The 18,200-nt window shown below is 49.1% G+C and carries 19 protein-coding genes, 1 other RNA gene and 1 pseudogene; 14 read left to right on the top strand and 7 right to left on the bottom strand.

The features are described from left to right. Positions 1 to 106: 106 nt before the first annotated feature. A complete protein-coding gene (trpB, locus tag QEZ41_RS02395) occupies positions 107 to 1,309 on the bottom strand; it encodes a tryptophan synthase subunit beta (protein ID WP_289409782.1) in 1,203 nt (400 codons plus the stop codon). Between the two features lie 93 nt (positions 1,310 to 1,402). Here trpB and zapE point away from each other — a divergent pair, with 93 nt between their 5' ends. Genes zapE through QEZ41_RS02380 form a run of 3 tightly spaced genes read left to right on the top strand, consistent with a single transcriptional unit; the run spans position 1,403 to position 4,093 of the window. Next, complete coding sequence (gene zapE / locus QEZ41_RS02390; protein ID WP_289409781.1) at positions 1,403 to 2,530, top strand: cell division protein ZapE; 1,128 nt, start codon at positions 1,403 to 1,405, stop codon at positions 2,528 to 2,530. 48 nt (positions 2,531 to 2,578) lie between these two features. Further along, positions 2,579 to 3,127 (top strand): C40 family peptidase, encoded by a 549-nt coding sequence (locus tag QEZ41_RS02385; protein ID WP_289409780.1) that lies wholly within the window; start codon positions 2,579 to 2,581, stop codon positions 3,125 to 3,127. A gap of 21 nt (positions 3,128 to 3,148) precedes the next feature. After that, on the top strand, positions 3,149 to 4,093 hold the full coding sequence (locus QEZ41_RS02380) for a putative 2-dehydropantoate 2-reductase (protein WP_289409779.1): 945 nt from the start codon (positions 3,149 to 3,151) through the stop codon (positions 4,091 to 4,093). On the opposite strand, the gene QEZ41_RS02375 is transcribed toward QEZ41_RS02380, so the two are convergent. Further along, positions 4,079 to 4,690, bottom strand: a complete 612-nt coding sequence (locus tag QEZ41_RS02375) for a DNA-J related domain-containing protein (RefSeq protein WP_289409778.1) — start codon at positions 4,688 to 4,690, stop codon at positions 4,079 to 4,081. The genes QEZ41_RS02380 and QEZ41_RS02375 overlap by 15 nt on opposite strands. A gap of 192 nt (positions 4,691 to 4,882) precedes the next feature. On the opposite strand from QEZ41_RS02375, the gene QEZ41_RS02370 reads away from it, so the two are divergent. The 3 genes from QEZ41_RS02370 (at position 4,883) to QEZ41_RS02360 (ending at position 9,241) form a co-directional block, all read left to right on the top strand. Then, the gene (locus QEZ41_RS02370; RefSeq protein WP_289409777.1) at positions 4,883 to 5,947 is read left to right on the top strand and encodes a class I SAM-dependent methyltransferase; all 1,065 of its coding nucleotides are present in this window, start codon (positions 4,883 to 4,885) and stop codon (positions 5,945 to 5,947) included. A 473-nt stretch (positions 5,948 to 6,420) separates the two neighbouring features. Beyond that, complete coding sequence (locus QEZ41_RS02365) at positions 6,421 to 8,319, top strand: methyl-accepting chemotaxis protein (RefSeq protein ID WP_289409776.1); 1,899 nt, start codon at positions 6,421 to 6,423, stop codon at positions 8,317 to 8,319. 34 nt (positions 8,320 to 8,353) lie between these two features. Continuing rightward, complete coding sequence (locus tag QEZ41_RS02360) at positions 8,354 to 9,241, top strand: ATP-binding protein (RefSeq protein ID WP_289409775.1); 888 nt, start codon at positions 8,354 to 8,356, stop codon at positions 9,239 to 9,241. Between the two features lie 65 nt (positions 9,242 to 9,306). Here the strand turns inward: QEZ41_RS02360 and QEZ41_RS02355 are convergent, their stop codons facing one another. The 4 genes from QEZ41_RS02355 to QEZ41_RS02340 are packed head-to-tail and all read right to left on the bottom strand — an operon-like array spanning position 9,307 to position 13,048. Next, on the bottom strand, positions 9,307 to 9,753 hold the full coding sequence (locus QEZ41_RS02355; protein ID WP_289409774.1) for a DUF411 domain-containing protein: 447 nt from the start codon (positions 9,751 to 9,753) through the stop codon (positions 9,307 to 9,309). A gap of 60 nt (positions 9,754 to 9,813) precedes the next feature. Next, positions 9,814 to 10,155, bottom strand: coding sequence for a hypothetical protein (locus tag QEZ41_RS02350; protein WP_289409773.1), 342 nt, complete (start codon positions 10,153 to 10,155; stop codon positions 9,814 to 9,816). A 15-nt stretch (positions 10,156 to 10,170) separates the two neighbouring features. Continuing rightward, the gene (cueR, locus tag QEZ41_RS02345; protein ID WP_289409944.1) at positions 10,171 to 10,566 is read right to left on the bottom strand and encodes a Cu(I)-responsive transcriptional regulator; all 396 of its coding nucleotides are present in this window, start codon (positions 10,564 to 10,566) and stop codon (positions 10,171 to 10,173) included. A 13-nt stretch (positions 10,567 to 10,579) separates the two neighbouring features. After that, a complete protein-coding gene (locus tag QEZ41_RS02340) occupies positions 10,580 to 13,048 on the bottom strand; it encodes a heavy metal translocating P-type ATPase (RefSeq protein ID WP_289409771.1) in 2,469 nt (822 codons plus the stop codon). 190 nt (positions 13,049 to 13,238) lie between these two features. Between QEZ41_RS02340 and bamJ the strand changes: the two genes are divergently transcribed. The 8 genes and pseudogenes from bamJ (at position 13,239) to QEZ41_RS12030 (ending at position 16,868) form a co-directional block, all read left to right on the top strand. Beyond that, entirely contained in the window at positions 13,239 to 13,976 is a 738-nt protein-coding gene (gene bamJ / locus QEZ41_RS02335; RefSeq protein ID WP_289409770.1) for a BamJ family beta-barrel-assembly machinery protein, read from the top strand. Between the two features lie 47 nt (positions 13,977 to 14,023). Next, positions 14,024 to 14,383, top strand: coding sequence for a helix-turn-helix domain-containing protein (locus tag QEZ41_RS02330; RefSeq protein WP_289409769.1), 360 nt, complete (start codon positions 14,024 to 14,026; stop codon positions 14,381 to 14,383). Positions 14,384 to 14,390: 7 nt separating this feature from the next. After that, positions 14,391 to 14,783, top strand: a complete 393-nt coding sequence (locus tag QEZ41_RS02325; RefSeq protein ID WP_289409768.1) for a hypothetical protein — start codon at positions 14,391 to 14,393, stop codon at positions 14,781 to 14,783. Then, on the top strand, positions 14,741 to 15,220 hold the full coding sequence (locus QEZ41_RS02320) for an SEL1-like repeat protein (RefSeq protein ID WP_289409767.1): 480 nt from the start codon (positions 14,741 to 14,743) through the stop codon (positions 15,218 to 15,220). Before QEZ41_RS02325 ends, QEZ41_RS02320 begins: the two co-directional genes overlap by 43 nt. Positions 15,221 to 15,338: 118 nt before the next feature. After that, positions 15,339 to 15,694, top strand: a transfer-messenger RNA (tmRNA) gene (ssrA, locus tag QEZ41_RS02315). A 169-nt stretch (positions 15,695 to 15,863) separates the two neighbouring features. After that, positions 15,864 to 15,989, top strand: a pseudogene (locus QEZ41_RS02310) (integrase); the annotation flags it as partial. Between the two features lie 264 nt (positions 15,990 to 16,253). Beyond that, complete coding sequence (locus QEZ41_RS12035) at positions 16,254 to 16,460, top strand: ADP-ribosylglycohydrolase family protein (protein WP_434556781.1); 207 nt, start codon at positions 16,254 to 16,256, stop codon at positions 16,458 to 16,460. Between the two features lie 27 nt (positions 16,461 to 16,487). Continuing rightward, complete coding sequence (locus QEZ41_RS12030; protein WP_434556779.1) at positions 16,488 to 16,868, top strand: ADP-ribosylglycohydrolase family protein; 381 nt, start codon at positions 16,488 to 16,490, stop codon at positions 16,866 to 16,868. A 320-nt stretch (positions 16,869 to 17,188) separates the two neighbouring features. Here the strand turns inward: QEZ41_RS12030 and QEZ41_RS02300 are convergent, their stop codons facing one another. Further along, positions 17,189 to 18,181: a serine/threonine protein kinase gene (locus tag QEZ41_RS02300; RefSeq protein WP_289409766.1), complete on the bottom strand. Its 993-nt coding sequence runs from the start codon at positions 18,179 to 18,181 to the stop codon at positions 17,189 to 17,191. Positions 18,182 to 18,200: the final 19 nt, after the last annotated feature.

The raw sequence follows: 18,200 nt of genomic DNA, 5'->3' as shown, positions 1-18,200 counted from the left end.
CGTTGTTACGCTGGATTGCCGTCGAATAGCATTTAGTTTGTCTTGAATAAAAAAACGGGCTCGCACGCGTTTAGGTGGAGCCCGCTTGATTTAGCTGGATTGTTGCTTATAGGTTAAGCAAGTTCGCTACAAAGTCCGCGTCTTTATCGCCGCGACCCGATAGATTAACCAGAATTTGCTGGTTGGGTTGCATGGTTGGTGCGGTGCGGATAGCCCATGCCACGGCGTGTGCGCTTTCCAATGCTGGAATAATTCCCTCTACACGCGATAAGCGCATAAAAGCGTCCAGAGTTTCTTGATCGGTCACGCTGTCGTAATCCACACGGCCAAGATCGTTAAGATAGCTGTGTTGTGGTCCAATACCTGGGTAATCCAAACCGGAAGCAATCGAATGTACTGGGGCAGGATTGCCATCTTCGTCTTCCAACACATAGCACGCCATGCCGTGCAAATGCCCCGGCTTGCCCTTGGTCAGTGTGGCTGCGTGACGCTGAGTGTCTAAGCCCTCACCAGCAGGCTCAACACCAACCAGTTTTACCTGGGTGTCATCAAGGAAGGCGGTAAATATACCAATCGCATTCGAACCGCCACCAACACAGGCGGTAACTACATCGGGTAGACGCTTGTAGCGCGTCAAGCATTGTTCGCGAGCTTCAGTGCCGATAATGGATTGGAAGTCGCGTACCATTTTTGGAAAAGGGTGTGGTCCTACTACCGATCCAATCGCATAAATAAAGCTTTCTGGGTCTTTTAGGTATTCTTCAAAAGCACTGTCAACAGCGTCTTTAAGTGTAGCGGTGCCGCGGGTTACAGAGATTAAGTTGCAGCCTAAAATCTTCATCTTCACCACGTTAGGGTGTTCTTTTTCGATGTCGGCTTGGCCCATATGAATCTCACAAGGAATACCCACCAAAGCACAGGCGGTAGCCAAGGCGACACCATGCTGACCTGCACCGGTTTCAGCGATGACTTTTTTCTTGCCCATAAACTTGGCTAGTAGCGCTTCGCCTAAGCAGTGGTTAATTTTGTGCGCGCCGGTGTGGTTGAGATCTTCACGCTTTAGCAGAATCTGCGCGCCACCGAGCTGGTCAGATAAACGTTTAGCGTGAAAAATAGGGCTAGGGCGACCAACATAATCAGCAAATAGGCTGGCGAGCTCTTGCTGGAACTCTGTGCACTGACGAATTTCTTCGTAGGCTGCGTTAATGTCGTTCATCACTTTTTGCAGCTCAGTGGGTACGTATTGGCCGCCGTAAGCGCCGAAATAGCCTTGTTCGTCAGGCATGGGGGCGAAAGAAAGGTTGGTCATCGTTTATTCGTCTCAATAGGTATGTTGTGCCAAACGGGTTAGTGTATTTTAACTATAATTAATTTGCAGTGCTTTTGTTATAAGGCAAAAGAAGTGTTTAAAAATAAACAATCAGAGTCACCACAGGATTGGTATGCGCGTGCGCTGAAAGGAGGGTTTGTTGCCGATCGTGCGCAAGAACAGGCTATCCAGGTATTGACGCAAAGCCATCAAGCCATCATGCAAGCACATTATGCGCAAGGCAGTGTTTATTTGTGGGGGCCGGTAGGCCGGGGTAAAACGTGGTTGATGGATAACTTTTTTGCCCAGCTGGCTGTACCGGCTAAGCGCCAACATTTTCATCATTTTATGCAGTGGCTGCATCAGCGGTTAAATCAGCTAAGCGGCACAGCCAATCCTTTGCAGAGGGTTGCGCGTGAGTTAGCCGCAGAAATTAAGGTGCTGTGCTTTGATGAGGTTTTTGTTAACGATATAGCCGATGCCATACTGCTGGGTTCTGTCTTTCAGGTGTTGTTTGAGCATGGGTTAGCCATCATCATGACCTCTAACCAGCCGCCTCATGAACTCTACATAGATGGTTTTAATCGAGAGCGGTTTTTGCCTGCTATTGCCGCCATAGAGAAAAACATGCAGGTGGTAGCAGTCGATGGGGGGCAGGATCATCGGTTGCACGAAGGTGACACTGTAGAGCGGTATTGGGTGCGCCAAGCTGAGCAAGCCAGTGTTTTGCCGCAGTTATTTAAGCAGTTAAATCAGGGTGAAGCAGCCAAGGCGAGTGAGTTGAACTTGGCAGGACGAGCGATGCAGGTCTTAGGCTGTAGTGAACGGATTCTTTACTGTGATTTTGCCGAGCTGTGCATGCAGCCGTTTTCGGCGCTTGATTTTATTGAGCTGTGCGATCGTTTTGATAGTGTTTTATTAGCTAACGTGCCGCGTTTAACTAGTAATAAAAACGTACCCGCAATAGCACGTGGTACTGAGGATGCGGTGCAGCAAGTTCAGGCTGGAGAACGGAAATTGCCGCGTTTGACACGTCTGGATGATGCAGTGCGGCGTTTTATAGCCTTGATTGATGAGTGCTATGACCGTAAGGTGGTGCTCTATATTGAGGCGCAAGTGCCCATGGAAAATTTATACATGGAAGGTTATTTATCATTCGCGTTTCGTCGAGCTTATAGCAGATTGAGAGAAATGCAGTTGCGTACCTTTAGTGATAGGTAGTAAATTTGCCTACTTAATTAGCCGACTAGCCAATAAATCGAGAAAATAATGCACTATTTTAGTCGTTTAATACTTTTATCTGCGCTACTACTGAGCGTTGCCTGTGCCCCACAACGCACGGTTACGCAAGGTCCGTACGCAGAAAAAAATTCTGTGGCGCGTGTGGCGATACAGCAGCCGGCTAATAAAGAGTTGGCGGATGATGTGCTGTTCCGTGCGTTTGGCTTAGTGGGGACACCCTATAAATATGGGGGTAACACTCCAGAGTCGGGCTTTGACTGCAGTGGTTTAATTAAATTCGTTTACTCTGACACCGTTGGCTTGCAGCTACCGCGCACCACAGGCGCCATGATGCAAACCAAAGCACCCGTAGTGCCGCGCAATCAACTGCGTAGTGGTGATATCGTATTCTTTGCTACCAGTGGCGGACGACGTGTTAGCCATGCAGGAATCTATGTCGGTGAAGGTCGCTTCGTGCATGCACCCTCCAGCGGTGGAACAGTGCGACTGGACAGCCTTGATTCGCAATACTGGAAAAAAGCCTATTTGCAGGCCAAGCGCTTTTTACCTGAGCAGCAATTAGTTAGTAATCCTTAAGCAAATAGGTCACACACTTCAATGACAGACACAAAGCAGCTACGTATCGGCATTTTAGGTACAGGCGCCATAGGTGGATTTTATGGGGCCAAACTGGTGCAAGCGGGATTTGAAGTGCATTTTTTAGCCCGCAGTGAGTACGCAGCTCTCAAGTCGAATGGTTTGCGTATTGAAGGGCCCGAGCAAGCAGTGTTGCAGCTTGATGACATTCATGTCTGGTCCGATGTCGAAGAAATGCCGACTTGTGATTGGGTGTTGGTTGCAGCTAAAACGACCAGTAATGTTCACTTAGCACCGCTAATTAACCGTATGACCCAATCCGGTGGCAAGGTTGTTTTAATGCAAAATGGCTTAGCCGTTGAGGATGAGCTGCGAACGTTGTTGCGTGATGATATCCACCTGCTGGGCGGACTCTGTTTTATTTGCGTGCACCGCGACGAACCCGGCGTTGTGATTCATCAGGCCTACGGCGGGGTTAACTTGGGCTATCACAGCGGTCCGAATACAACGCTAGAGCAGGGGCGTGCGATTGCTGAGCAGGGCGCGCAGTTGTTTGTGCAGGCAGGCTTAGATTCGCAAGCGATAGGCTTGGAGAAAGCGCGCTGGCAAAAGCTGGTGTGGAATGTGCCCTACAATGGACTGTCGGTACTGCTGGATACCACCACAGGCGCACTAATGAAACATGCCGTCAGCCGTGCGTTAATTGAAGCGATCATGCAGGAAGTGGTGCAAGCAGCCACTGCTTGCGGGCAGGATTTACCCGATACTATTGTGGCTGCCATGCTGAAAAGTACCGAGCGCATGCCGGATTATCATCCAAGTATGTATCACGACTTTGCCTTGCAGCGACCACTGGAATTAGACGCTATCTACCGTGCCCCCATTGCAGCGGCCAAAGTTGCGGGTGTGCGCATGCCAAAGACTGAAATGCTCTTGCAGTCATTAGAGTTTTTAACTCTGCCTTAAATACCCTTGTTTTTTTAACGTCTCATAGGCGCTATTCAATGCTTGTACCTGTACGGTGCAGCCACCGCGGTCGGGGTGGTGCTGGCTGACTAGCTGACGGTAGCGAGTTTGAATTTGCTGTGCGCAGGGCGTGCTCGGTGTTGCAGCAAAACCTAAAGCAATGAGCGCCTCTTGCGCGCTATCTTGCTGGGTTAAGCGCAGTTGGCTGAAACTCAATAGCTCCTCAACCGCCTCTCGGTCAGTGCTTTCCAATTGACTGACATCTAAATAGTATTCACGCAACTTATCTTGTACGCACAGCCCTTCAGCGCCTTCTCGCCAAGGCGTTAGACGGATACTAAGGGTGTGTATTTCTAGGGTAGCTAATTGCTGTGCATGCAGCTGATCTCTGAGCTGATAGAGCAGGTGAAAAAGCAAAAAATGGGTTTGAAACAGGCTTAAGGGCTCTTGTAGATCAGCTTTAACAAATACTTCCAGCTCCTGTTTGCGTAACTCTTGAATAAGCTGGTATTCGGTAATGCCAGCAGGGTGTTGCTCTAAAATCTGAATAACGGTTTTAATCACGACCATAGACGGGGTTGGTGGATGTGTGAACATGAAAGCAGTTTTAGTATGTTTTGTCTAATAGTCTGCCAATGCAGTGACATAGAGTTGATTTCAAATTAGGCAAAATATGAACTGTTGAAGTAGTATTGCTGACCTTCTTGAATGACCTAAAAGAATTTAATTTATAACTACGCTTGCGAGCGATTTGCAGTAACCCTGCCATCTAATTATGGATTTCATAACGTGTTAAATCAAAAAACTGATCCTTACAACGCCTTACAAGCCAAATCAGTGGCACAAAAACTAGCCTTTGCTCCTATAGTTTTTCAAACAGCCCGCTCTCTGCGAGATCTTGGCATTTTATCCGCGCTAGAAAAATCAGGTAAAAAAGGTCTGTGTGCTGAACACATTGCGCAACAGACAGAGGTATCGGAGTATGGCGTAAAAGTTTTGCTCGACATGGCTATTAGCGCCAATATGGTGACCTGGGATAAACCCAATTATTACCTAGCCAATCTGGGTTATTTCATTTTGCATGATGACATGACTCGCGCCAATATGGATTTTACAGCGGACGTTTGTTACGCCGGAATGATGCATCTGACTGAAGCCATTAAAACGGGCAAGCCTACTGGATTGGTTGAGTTGGGTGATTGGGACACCATTTATCAAGGGCTGTCAAAACTGCCTGAGCAAGCAAAAAGGAGTTGGTTTGAATTTGATCATTTTTATTCGGATCGTGCTTTTCCTGAGCTGCTTAAACTGGTTTTTGCGGCAGCACCGAAAAAAATCGTAGATATTGGCGGCAATACCGGTAAATGGACAATCCAGTGTTGTGCGCATAACCCTCAGGTGGAGGTAACCATTGTCGATTTGCCACAGCAACTGGCGATGGCGATGGAAAATGTACGCCAGGCTGGTTACCAGGAGCGTGTTCATGCTTTTGCGGCCGATATGCTGGACGAGCAGCAAGAGTTACCAGAACAGGCTGATATCTGGTGGATGAGCCAATTCTTGGACTGCTTTTCTCCGGTAGAGATTATTAGCATTTTGAAAAAGGTAAAGGCTAAGCTCGGGCCCGACGATCGTGTTTATATTCTTGAGTTATTCTGGGATGCGCAAAGATATGAAGCCGCCGCGTTTTCCCTCAATGCCACCTCGCTGTACTTCACCTGCTTAGCCAATGGTAATAGCCGTTTTTATCGCAGTGATGACTTTTTGCAGTTTATAGAAGCTGCTGGGCTTAGCGTAGAGGAACGATTAGATGACGTAGGCATGGGCCACACATTGTTGAAGCTTAAAGCGTAACTGGAAGCGCTTGTGGTGGTAGCTAAGTCAGTTTTGGAGTCTCTGAATAACCACCTAAGTTGCTACCACAGCGTTAAAAACGTACTCACAATCTTTAGCTTGAACGTGCTTTAGCGAGGAGCGAGGCGACTATAAATGCTCATTTACTCGGTGTAAACTGCGCTTTTTGTACGTTTTGACGCGCTAGCGATCGCCTTTCGGGTCAGCCTTATGCCGTTACTCACGTTGGTCGTTGCGCCTTGAGTTAGCGTCTTGGATAACGTTATTCATAGACTCTTTAACACCGAATAAAAATTCTATACCTGCCGTGCGGTTAAACGCCTAGTGTTTTGACCTGCCACTCAAGTTGTACCAAGGCGAGTCGAAACATTACATAGGCTGCATTAATAAGAAAAATAATTTACTAAGTGAAAAAAACGGTGAACATTATGGCTGATCAGGGATTATCACTTTGGCAAAGGATGAGTTTTGCAATGCGCTTAACTTTAATTTTGCTGACACTATTACTATCCTCAATTGTGGTATTGGTAGGGGCTTCTAGCTACCAGTTTCGGCAGTCATTAACAGAAAGCACGCTTGAAAACCTTGCCCAGCAAAGCCAGTCTCATGCCCATGCTTTTACTGAATGGTTGAATGTCCGCCAAGATGAAATGCGTGTGATGGCTAATACCAGAGAGGCACGTGCGCTCGATGCTTGGGGTATAGCGCAGCTTTTGGTTACGCTCACTGAGACGAATCAGTTTTACGATACGGTTTTCTTGCTTAACCCAGAAGGTCGAGGTTTAGCAGGTGTCAGCTTTGAAAACAATCAGGCGCGAATCCTAAGCGCGAATGAAGCGTGGGATTTTAACGTAGCTGACCGTGAGTGGTTTAAATCTGCGGTGGCGGGCAATGATGTTTTTTCTCAGCCAATTATTTCGCGTGCTAGCGGTAATCTTGTGAGTACCGTTGCTATTCCAGTACGGCAAAATGGCCAAGTGGTTGGGGTGGTGCGTGGAGCCGTGCAGATTGACACGCTTGTTAAACGTTTGGCCGCGCTGCCACGGGATGCTGGTACTGAGATTTATATCGTTGATGAATTGGGCAAGGCAATTACACCGGCAGCGTCTATAAAAGACTCCAATGTTGCTTTGCAAACAGAAGCCGTAACAGCTGCCACTAAACGCGCTCATTTCACCGGGCTATATAAAAATGCAGCAGGCTCCGCGGTAGTGGGCAGTCAGACATTTATGGACTTGTTGGGCTGGGGCTTAGTGATTGAAACCCAAGAGTCAGTCGCGTTAGCCAAGCTGATCGACATGCTGCGCATTATGCTGGTCATTGCTGTAGTGGGCGTAATTATAGCTGTGCTTAGCAGTTTATTACTGGTGAAAAGTATTACCCGCACTTTAGGGGGCGATCCCAACTACGCTGCCGAAGTGGTGCAGCAGGTGGCTGATGGCGACCTTAACGTAACTATCAAACTGGCTGATAACGACAGTCGCAGCTTGCTGGCCTGCATTGCTAATATGCAGCAAAAACTGCGTACCATTGTGGGTGAGATTAGTAGCTATGCCGAGCAGGTAGCTGCAGCATCGACGGAGCTGGCGCAAACCAGCGAGCAGGCTAATGCTGGGGTGCAAATCCAGGTGGAAGAGCTAAACGCCTCGGCAACTGCCATGACGCAGATGACTGCCACATTGGAAGAAGTAGCGCGTAGCACCTTAGATACAGCTAATGCCTCCAATACAGCGTTATCGACCGCGGATGATGGTCGTGTAGCAGTGGATGCTACTTTGCGCTCGATAGAAAATCTTGGGCAAGAAATGGAGTTGGTAACAGAAAGCATTAATGCGCTTAAAAGTGATAGCGATCAGATCGACAATATCCTTACGGTGATTGAAGGCATCGCCGAGCAGACCAACCTGCTGGCACTGAATGCGGCTATTGAAGCAGCGCGTGCGGGTGAGGCAGGTCGTGGGTTTGCGGTGGTGGCCGATGAGGTGCGCGGCTTAGCCAGTCGTACCATGACGTCAACCGCAGAAATTCAAGCCATGATTGAGCGACTGCAAACAGGCTCTGACCAAGCCGTGCGCGTGGTGAATAAAAGCATGCAAGGCACCTTGAGCAGTATTGAAAATGCTCAGGAAATGAACACTAAACTCACGGATATTGTAGGTGCAGTGCAGAATATTGATCAGTATGCGCAGCAAATTGCCAGCGCCACCGAAGAGCAAACCCAGGTCTCGCGCGACCTTAATCAAAGCATTCATCGCATCAATGGCATTGCCGAGCAAACAGCGGATAATATTTATCACACCACCGAAGCCAGTAATGCTTTAGCCAAGTTAGCGGAGCAGCTTAAGGCGCAAGTAGGTCATTTCCGTGTTTAAGTGCATTAAAAATTTTATTTGATTAGAGGTGAGCGTGCAGGATTCTTTAGCGCAGTTTTTAGCCAAGGCCATTGAAGTGTTAGAGCGCATCGAGCCTTGGTTGCCTGAAACCGTAGAAAACGTAGATTGGCAACAACATTGGGCGGCACGCTGGGTGCGTACTCAGCGGCAGGGTTATTTGCGACCAATCGCCGTACACAGTCAGCTAAAGTTGGCGGACTTGCTGGGTATAGAGCATCAGCAACGCCAACTGGTTGAAAATTCTCAGCAGTTTTTACAGGGCTTGCCGTGCAACCATGCCCTAATGTGGGGTGCGCGCGGCACGGGTAAGTCGTCTTTGGTGCGTGCGATTTTGGCGGAATATGCTGCTTTTGGGTTGCGCTTAATTGAAGTTGAGCGTAGCAACTTGGTGGATTTACCGCTGATTGTTGAAGCGTTGCGCGGGCGCCCTGAACGGTTTATTATTTTTTGTGACGATCTATCTTTTGATGCGGGTGAAGCTGATTTTAGGCAGCTTAAAAGCATTTTGGACGGCTCACTGGAACAGGCACCTGAGAATGTGGTGCTCTATGTCACCTCCAATCGACGTCACTTATTGCCCGAGCACCAGTCCGATAATCAAAACTGGCAACGCAGTGAGTCTGGCGAGTTGCATCCCAGCGAAGCGGTGGAAGATAAAATAGCCTTGTCGGATCGCTTTGGTTTGTGGCTGTCATTTTATTCGTTTAGCCAAGAGCACTATTTGGATGTGGTGTGCCATTGGGTGGACCACCATGCGCGAGCGCTAAAGCTGGTGTGGCAGCGCGATGAGGGTTTTGAAAAAGCCGCTATTCGTTGGGCGACAGCACGCGGAAACCGCAACGGTCGTTGTGCTGAGCAGTTTGCTAAACACTGGGTGGGTCAGTTGGGTTTGCAGCGTTAGTTTGCTTGGATAAATCACAGTATAAAAAACGCCGCGCTTCCCTAGGAATGCGCGGCGTTGTTAGTTTAGAGACGCTGATACAGCCCGGTAACCTTGCCTTGTTTGTCTAGGCTTAAGACTTCCAAACTGCCTTTTTTCTCCGGTCCCATGCCTGGTGAATTGAGCGGCATACCGGGCAGGGCGATGCCTTGGATATCCGGGCGTTCGTTTAGCATTTTATTAATCGCTGCCACCGGCACATGACCTTCCACCACATACCCATCAATTTCAACGGTATGGCAGCTGGCGGCTTGGCTGGTGCCCAGCTTGCGTTTGATAGGCGCCATGTCTTGCTGGTCAATACGTGTCACGGCAAAGCCATTTTCTTCAAGGTAGTCGGCATAGGCATTACAGCAGCCGCACCAAGGATCTTTATGGAGCGTGGCTTGGATGAGCTCTTGTGCACTGAGTTGTTGGCTGACGCCGAAAATCATCGCGATGCTTAAAAATGCGCGTAATAGGTAGTTTTGCATAGTAGTTGCCTCTGCTTTAATCTGTACTTACTGGATGCTCGTCAAGCGAGCCTTAAACATTTAGGAGTAGGTCAGCAGTTTTGGCGGTGGGGTTTGCGGCGGATAATACAAATTGATGAGTTTTGATTGTTGTTCAGGAGCAGTCGTGTAACTGGTGGTGAGCAGGGTTAAGTGTGGGTTTTGACTAAGATTGATACAGCTGCTGCAACTTTGCACCTGTACACAACAGTCCAAGCTGGACTCGCTGGGCTGAGGGCATTCCTGGCAATGCGCCATGGTTGAGCTGGGCTGGGTTACTTCAGACAGGTGCGCAGTACTGGCGAAAGAGGCAGACGACAGGCTCAGCAAAAATAGGCAAAGCGCCAGTAATGCTTGGATGGAGCTTGGTCGCTGTGTGCGCATCGCGGTTAGCCTACTTTAATCTGCATGGGGTTTTAGGTGGTCAATAATGGCACACTCGGGGCGATCATCGCCATGACAATGGTCAACCCAGTCGCGTAGCTCGTTGCGCATGGCTTGCATCTGCGTGATGCTTTCATCCAGCTCGGTAATGTACTGCTGAGCAAGGGCTTTAACGTCCGCGCTGTGGCGCTTATCGTCATGCCAGAGGCTCATCAACTGCCCGACACGTTCTAGTGAAAAACCCATGTCCCGTGCGCGTTTAATAAATTGCATTTGCTCTACCGCCGCTTGATCGTAATAACGATAACCGGATTCACTGCGCCGCGCTGGCGGCAGCAGCCCGGTTTCTTCGTAATAACGAATCATCTTACGGCTAATACCAGAGGCTTCTGCGGCTTGACCTATGGTCATACTGGCGTTCATGTTAAGCCTCGGCCAGCATGGGTTTTAGGCGACGCAGGCGCAGCGCGTTACTGACCACAAAGACGCTCGACATAGCCATGGCCCCTGCAGCGAAAACCGGTGAAAGTAGAGTACCGTTAAATGGATAGAGCACGCCCGCTGCGACAGGGACCAGTGCAGCGTTATAGGCAAAAGCCCAGAACAGGTTTTGTTTGATGTTGCGTAACGTACTGCGCGAGATCTGTAGCGCGTTAACCACGCCGGTAAGCTTGCCGGATATCAACACCACATCCGCAGCGTCAATGGTAATGTCTGAGCCTGTACCAATAGCAATGCCAACATCCGCAGTAACAAGGGCAGGGGCATCGTTAATACCATCACCGACAAACGCCAACTTGCCATGGCGTTGTTGTAGCTGCTGCACCGTTTCCACTTTTTGTGCGGGCATTACTTCGGCGACCACTTCATCAATACCCAGTTGTTCAGCAATGGCTTGTGCTGTATGTCGGTTGTCACCTGTAACCATGACAATTTTTAAACCCAGTTCATGCAAGGCATTAATCGCGGCTGGTGTGCTCGCTTTAATGGGGTCGGCGATCGCCAGCAAAGCAGATAGCTTTCCATTTATGGCTAGGTACATTGGGGTTTTACCTAGCTGGGCTAACTGCTGTGCTTGCGCGGCAAAGCTGTCGACTTGAATAGCCAATTGGGTCATAAAGCGATCAGCGCCTACTTCGATACGCAAACCATCGACTGTGCCGCGAACGCCTAAACCTGTTAGTGATTCAAACTCAGTCACAGGCAAAAGCTCAAGATTTTTTTGGTGTGCTGCGCTGACCAGTGCTTGCGCTACGGGATGGCTGGATTGATGTTCCAGCGATGCCAACAGCTGTAAAGCGCGTTGTGCATCTGCACCTTCAGCCGCAATAAAATCGGTCAGAAGTGGTTTACCTTCGGTAAGCGTACCAGTTTTATCCAATGCGACCACTTGCACATCCTGTAGGCCTTGCAGTGCGGTACCTTGGCGAAACAAAACGCCCATCTGCGCGGCACGACCCGTGCCCACCATAATGGACGTGGGTGTGGCCAAACCCATAGCGCAAGGACAGGCAATAATCAATACGGCTACTGCGTTGACCAAAGCAAGGGTTAGGGCGGGGCTGGGACCAAAAACCAGCCAGACTAAAAACGTCAGTGCTGCAGCCGCCATGACTGCAGGAACAAACCAGGCGGTAATTTGATTGACCAGATTTTGAATCGGCAAGCGACTGCCCTGGGCTTGTTCAACAAGACGAATGATCTGTGCCAGCATGGTGTCTTGGCCGACTTTTTCGACACGCATACGCAACACGCCAGTTTGATTAATGGTGCCGCCTACCACGGCGCTGCCTTCAGTTTTCTCTACGGGAATAGGCTCGCCACTAAGCATCGATTCATCGACAAAACTGTGTCCAGAAAGCACCACGCCATCTAATGGAATACGTTCACCAGAGAGAATTTCCAAGGTTTTGCCCACGGTGATTTCGGCAATAGGCGTTTCTTTGGCATTGCCGCAGCAGGTAATCACGCGGGCGGTTTTTACTTGCAGCTTTAGTAACCCCTGAATTGCCTCAGAGGTGTTACTTTTGGCTTTGTTTTCTAGATAACGTCCCAACAAAATCAAGGTAATAATTACCCCGACTGCTTCGTAGTACACATTGACTGTACCCTCGGGCAGCAGCTGTGGGGAAAAAGTGGCTACCAGCGAATAGCCAAAGGCCGAGCCAGTGCCTAACGCCACTAACGCATTCATATCCGGCGACCAGCGCAATAAACCGCGTACACCGAGCTTTATCAGCGGCCAGCCGGGACCAAAAAATACCCCAGCCGCCAGTAACGATTGGATAACCCAGTTGGTTTTTTGTCCAATTAAATCATTTAGCCAAACATGAAAGGCAGGCAGCACATGCCCACCCATTTCCAAAATAAATAGCGGTAATGCCAGTGCAAACGCAATCCATAGGGATTTTTTTAGCTCAGACAATGTTTCAGTAAAGTGTGCGCTGGGGTCTTGCTGTTCACTTACGGGTGTTTCGTCAATGCGTTTGGCGGGATAGCCTTGCTCGGTGAGTAGTGCGGTGAGGCTGTTAAAATCGGTATCGGTAATTTCAAGCTGAGCTTTTTGCGTAGCCAGATTCACTGTAGCGCTGACGACACCGGGAAAGTTAAGCAGGGATTTTTCTACTCGGCTAACGCAGGACGCGCAGGTCATGCCCTCAATAGCTAACTCAGCATGACTAAGAATGGGTTTAAAACCAAGCTCGATAATGTTGTTAACCAGCGCTTGAGAGGTTTGCTCATCGTTGTACTTGGCCTGAACTTTACGGGTAGCCAGATTGACATTAACGTCCTGCACGCCGGGCATGGCTGCCAAAGAGCTTTCGATACGACCTACGCACGATGCGCAGGTCATGCCATCAACTAAGGCGTTAAATGAATGCAGAGTAGCCATGCTGGTACCTCCTATAATGTATGTAGCTAAGTGTAAAGCTTACCACGATGGCAAGGTCAAGCAGGAAAAACAATTCTGTTTAACTTTGAACGCACGCAAGCTTTCTATTGTTATTCTGTGGTCAGTGTTTAAGTGGGCTGCTAACATGCAAACCTAGATTTTTAAATCCACATTGGTAAAAGGGTAGCAAATGAAATTTCACCATTTAGCTGTTGCAGTAGCTGTAACCAGCATATTGATAACCGGTTGTAACAAAGATGAAGGCAAGGCAGAGTTAAAAACACCGGCCCAAAAAGTTTCCTATGGTATTGGTTACAGCATGGGGAAAAACTTTAAGGACGACGGCGTGGATGACCTGAGCCCGCAGGCTATTGCCGCAGGTGTTGCTGATGCGTTAGCCAATAAAGAACAGCGCGTGGATGATGAGGCGCTGATGGAAGCTTTTGGATTTATGCAGGAGCGCGCACAGGAGCGCATGAATGCTGTCAATGACGAAGCAGCCAAAGCAGGAAAGGCTTTTTTGGCTGAAAATGGCAAACGTGAAGGCGTGATCACTACAGATACTGGATTGCAGTATGAAATACTGGTTGCAGCGCAGGGTGCACAGCCAAAAGTGAATGACACTGTGCAGGTTCACTATCACGGCACTTTAATTGATGGTTCGGTATTTGATAGCTCTGTAGAGCGCGGCATGCCAGCTGAGTTTCCAGTAGGCGCGGTGATTCCAGGCTGGGTTGAAGGTCTGCAGCTGATGCATGTCGGGGAAAAATTTAAATTTTATATCCCCAGTGAGTTGGCCTACGGTACTAAGAGTCCTGCGCCGGCAATACCTGCAAACTCAGCGTTAATTTTTGAGGTTGATTTGTTAGCTATTGCTGGACAAGAATTAGAAGAGTCTGTCGATGAGGCAGAAGAAGAAAACGAGTAAATACAGGTTGCATGCCTGTCTGCACAGTGTTTGCAGGCAGGTGCCCCGTGAGTTTTACAGTGAATAATGTGAACAATACAACGCAAATTATTTATAACCAAGGCGAACCTGAGTATGCCGTTTTGCCTTGGCATGAGTACCAACAATTATTGCAAGCAGCGGGCTACCACAAGGCGCAGAGTGTGAATTGTGAGCAGACTCAAGCTCCGATAGCCAAACGAGTGAGCAATGTGTCTGAGCTTAATGCATTGCGTGAACAGGCGGGTCTTTCAGTTGAGCAACTTGCCCGTGGCGTAGGGATTAGTCCACATTACCTGCTGCTCATTGAGCAGGGCGAGCGAGAAGCCAGCGATGTGGTTTTACGTTCATTGGCTAGGATTCTGCACGTTGACCAGTGGAACCAATGAGGAACAAGTGACTCAAAGCGTTCTACAACACCTGCTACAGCAGCTGCAACAAGCACAACAGCAGCAGCGTCCAGCCACCTATCGCCAGCTTTTAGAACAGTTAGACTTGCCTGCACCAAAAATGCAAAGTTTAGCGCGTGTACTGGAGCAGCTGGCAGTGCATGATGTGCAGCAAGGCTGGCCCATGCGCAGTGTCTTGGTGATTAGCCAAACAAGCTTAAAGTTACCACGGCAAGGTTTTTTTGATTTTTTGGTTGAGCAAAAAATACTTGCGCAGATGAGTGAAACACAGCAGCAGAGTTGGTATCAACATGAACTGGCGCGTGTGTATGCATTCAGTTACCCAGGGGAAAAATTATGTTTTGGTGGAAATGGCGAGCCAAGTTCAGTTACTGGATAGCAAGACGCTTATTTAATCAGCGCTGGGCGGTGGATAACGATAGACTGTGGGAGTGGATGCAGGGTCAGTTTGCACGTATGGCTGCTTTTGAGGATGTGCCAGCGCGAGCGTTCTATGGTCACCTGTTGCTGTACAAAGGGCAGGGGCAGGCGGCACGTAACGAAGGCGTACGCTTATTACGCTTGGCGGCTCAGGGTGGCGATGAAAAATCCGCGTATCGGCTGGGTATGTATTGCCTAGAAAGCAGTGAAACGCAAACGCCTGAGCCACAACAAGCAGCTGACTGGTTTGAGCTGGCATTGCAGCATGGTCACCCGTTAGCAGCGAGCAAGCTGTTAGAGCTTTATGCAGAGAGCGGGCCAGCCGAAACTGCCAACGCTAAAAAAGCAGAGCAAATTCGCCAGCAAGCGAAAAATGATCCGTTACTGGATATTTAATTCGACAACCCATTGAAGTCTGACAATTAAACCCCATTAATGTAGCAGGCACACGGAGTGCATCGACAAACAGTGGCGTTTAGCGTACACTGTTCGTCACCTGAACAAGCAAGCTTTTGGGGTCGATTAGGATTCGACGCCGGTTGCGAAACTTGAGGGGCATGCCGAGTTGGTAACAGAACTCGTAAATCCACTGTTGCACATTGATAGTTGCCAACGACGACAACTACGCTCTAGCCGCTTAAGTCGGCTAGCTGTCCTTAGGGGATGCCTGTAAACCCGAAATCCGGACAGTCATATAGAACAGGATCGCCGCCAAGCACGCTGTGGGCGTAACGGCTAAAACTCACACAGCTCGCTCCAAACACCCTGCCACTCGGGTCGTGAGGAGTTAACTTAATAGAGATGGCTACGCATGTAGAACCGATAGCGGAGTACTGGCGGACGGGGGTTCAAATCCCCCCGACTCCACCAAACAAGCATCTAAAGGCGTCCTAGGACGCCTTTTTTATGCCTGTAAATCACGTATATCAAGGGTTTCAGCGCTATAGACGTCTATAGGTGTCTTTTCCAATCTACGGTGTTTGGTATTCCAGTAATGTTTAATGCATTCTTGGAATACCAAGGCATGTGGAGAAATGTTATGACAGCCGTGCCATCGCGTCTTAGTGATAGAAGAATCAAAGCGTTGCAACCTAAAGAAAAAGATTACGTCTTAACTGATGGTAATGGCCTTCTACTGCGTGTGCGCGTTAATGGATCGCTGCTATAGAATATGCGCTATTTCAATTTTGAATGCTTCATACTGCCAGTGGCGATATGAGCCCTGCTGAGTATGAAAGCTGTAAAAAAAGTGTCTACTTTTGGTTGATTAGAACAATAAAGCCCCTAACAAGACTAAGCGCAATCGCTAATTGCTAAAGGCATACTTGGCTGGACGGCCTGCACTGGGTTTCATCAGCCTGCGCTGGCAGCTTTACACCTAGGAAAGTTTATGCTTGCCCCAAGAGTTGGTTTTTTTCACCAGAAGTAGATTAAGAATCTTCAACATATTCAGCGCTTTGAGGGCTGTCTGCTTGGTCTTGCTTGCGCAGATGCTGTTGGGGCAACGGTTGAGTTTGTTCCCCGTGGCCGCTTTGAACCGATGACGGACATGGTAGGCGGCGGTAAGTTTCGCTTGCAAACAGGTGAGTGGACCGACGACACCTCCAAGGCTCTCTGTCTGGCCTGCTGTCAATAATTTGCTTTGGTGTTGCAACGTGCGCTGATGGGTGCGCAAGATAAGGCCGCTGTGTTTCCTGGTAAGGTAGATTTTGCGATGGAAGGAGCAGCTGCGCGAATTGAGCAACAAAGCTTCCGTTATTTGGATGAGTCTGAAGTAAGGGGTTCTGGTTATGTGGTAGAAAGCTTAGAAGCTGCCTTGTGGGCCTTCTGGAATATCGATAGCTTCGTAGATGCTGTGCTGGCAGCTGCCAATTTGGGTGATGATGCTGATACCACGGCAGCTATCTGTGGTCAGCTGGCTGGCGCTTACTATGAGGTGGATGCAATCCCTGCAGACTGGCTTGAGCATCTGTACCGTGCAGACGATATTAGGGCGTTGGCCAGGCGGCTAGCGACGAGCAAAGCACTTGGCTGTTGCTCCTGAAATACCAACACTCTTTCGATAAAGAGTTCCGTTGGAGTGCTTGGGTTGCCCCTAAAGATGCTAAGAAGCCTCTGAATAACTACCTGCGTAGCTATCACTGCGTTAAAAACGTACTCAAAATGCTCATTTACTAGGTGTAAACTGCGCTTTTTCATACGTTTTGCCTTGTGCTAGCGTCCTCGGTAACGTTATTCAGACGTTCCCTAATGGAAATCTAAGCCACAATAATGCGTTCACCGGTCACTGTTTTTGTCTTCGATATATACAAAAAAACGGTTTATGTACATATCGGCGGGCGCTGTATACATCCGGAAAACAAGCTAAAAATTACCTCTAGGCCGAGATAACGGTTCCTCGTGCAGCATGGCAAATTGTTCCCTTAGCGCCAGAATATGCTCTGCCCAATAGCGCTCGGTATTGAACCATGAAAAGGCAGAGGGGAAAGCTGGATCTGACCATCGCCGCGCAATCCATGCCGCGTAGTGCATCATGCGCAGCGTGCGTAACGATTCGCAGAGGCTTAATTCACGGTCATCGAACGCGTGGAACATCTCGTAGCCCTCCAAAAGAGCGTCGAGTTGCTCAGTTTGCTCCTGACGGTCGCCGCTAAGCAGCATCCACAAGTCCTGTACCGCAGGCCCCATACGGCAGTCATCAAAATCAACAACCACGGCTCGATCATCCCGCCAGAGGATATTGCCGATGTGGCAATCTGCATGGATGCGAATTGCCGTGTACTTGCAGTCTCTGAAGCGTGCATCAATGATTGTTAGAATATCGCGTGTAAGCGTGTCATACGCCTCTCTAAGACTTTGGGGAAGACAGTCGTTGCTCAGCAAAAACTCACGGCTAGCCACCCCGTAATCCTCGATATTGATGGCTGGACGATGCTGGAACGCAGACAGTGCGCCAATCGCATGGAGGCGACCTAATGAACGACCAAGCACCTCAATCGTGTTGAGGTTGTCAGGCTCTGGAGCGTGACCGCCAAAGCGGGTGAATAAAGCAAAGACAAACTCTCCATCGCGGTGCGCAGACTGCCCCTCGGGATCGATTAATGGCGCAAGCACAGGCCATTCAGCAGCGGTAAGCTCAGCACAAAATGCATGCTCCTCAAGGATTTGCTCGTAGGACCAGCGCGCAGGTCGATAGAACTTTGCAATCAGTGGCAACTCATCTTCAATGCCCAATTGGAACACGCGGTTTTCAAAGGAGTTTAATACAGTGATGCGCCCATCACAGCGATATCCTTGCGCTTCAACTGCATCCAGTATCCGCTCGGGCGTGAGCACGCTATAAGGGTGAGATGACATACGAAAAGCCTATTCTGAG

The sequence above is a fragment of the Thiopseudomonas acetoxidans genome (genome assembly GCF_030362935.1).
Taxonomy (GTDB): Bacteria; Pseudomonadota; Gammaproteobacteria; order Pseudomonadales; family Pseudomonadaceae; genus Thiopseudomonas; species Thiopseudomonas acetoxidans.
The sequence above is the reverse complement of the archived record's forward strand: the minus strand, read 5'-3'. Positions and strand labels throughout refer to the sequence as shown.

Excerpts from the sequence above, each read along its gene's own strand:
- QEZ41_RS02365 (WP_289409776.1), top strand. The coding sequence starts at position 6,421 with ATGCGCTTAACTTTAATTTTGCTGACACTATTACTATCCTCAATTGTG.
- cueR (WP_289409944.1), bottom strand. The coding sequence starts at position 10,566 with ATGACCATAGGTCAAGCCGCAGAAGCCTCTGGTATTAGCCGTAAGATG.
- QEZ41_RS02350 (WP_289409773.1), bottom strand. The coding sequence starts at position 10,155 with ATGCGCACACAGCGACCAAGCTCCATCCAAGCATTACTGGCGCTTTGC.
- bamJ (WP_289409770.1), top strand. The coding sequence starts at position 13,239 with ATGAAATTTCACCATTTAGCTGTTGCAGTAGCTGTAACCAGCATATTG.
- QEZ41_RS02300 (WP_289409766.1), bottom strand. The coding sequence starts at position 18,181 with ATGTCATCTCACCCTTATAGCGTGCTCACGCCCGAGCGGATACTGGAT.
- QEZ41_RS02385 (WP_289409780.1), top strand. The coding sequence starts at position 2,579 with ATGCACTATTTTAGTCGTTTAATACTTTTATCTGCGCTACTACTGAGC.
- QEZ41_RS02380 (WP_289409779.1), top strand. The coding sequence starts at position 3,149 with ATGACAGACACAAAGCAGCTACGTATCGGCATTTTAGGTACAGGCGCC.
- trpB (WP_289409782.1), bottom strand. The coding sequence starts at position 1,309 with ATGACCAACCTTTCTTTCGCCCCCATGCCTGACGAACAAGGCTATTTC.
- QEZ41_RS12030 (WP_434556779.1), top strand. The coding sequence starts at position 16,488 with ATGGGTGCGCAAGATAAGGCCGCTGTGTTTCCTGGTAAGGTAGATTTT.
- QEZ41_RS02320 (WP_289409767.1), top strand. The coding sequence starts at position 14,741 with ATGTTTTGGTGGAAATGGCGAGCCAAGTTCAGTTACTGGATAGCAAGA.
- QEZ41_RS02355 (WP_289409774.1), bottom strand. The coding sequence starts at position 9,753 with ATGCAAAACTACCTATTACGCGCATTTTTAAGCATCGCGATGATTTTC.
- QEZ41_RS02340 (WP_289409771.1), bottom strand. The coding sequence starts at position 13,048 with ATGGCTACTCTGCATTCATTTAACGCCTTAGTTGATGGCATGACCTGC.
- QEZ41_RS02375 (WP_289409778.1), bottom strand. The coding sequence starts at position 4,690 with ATGTTCACACATCCACCAACCCCGTCTATGGTCGTGATTAAAACCGTT.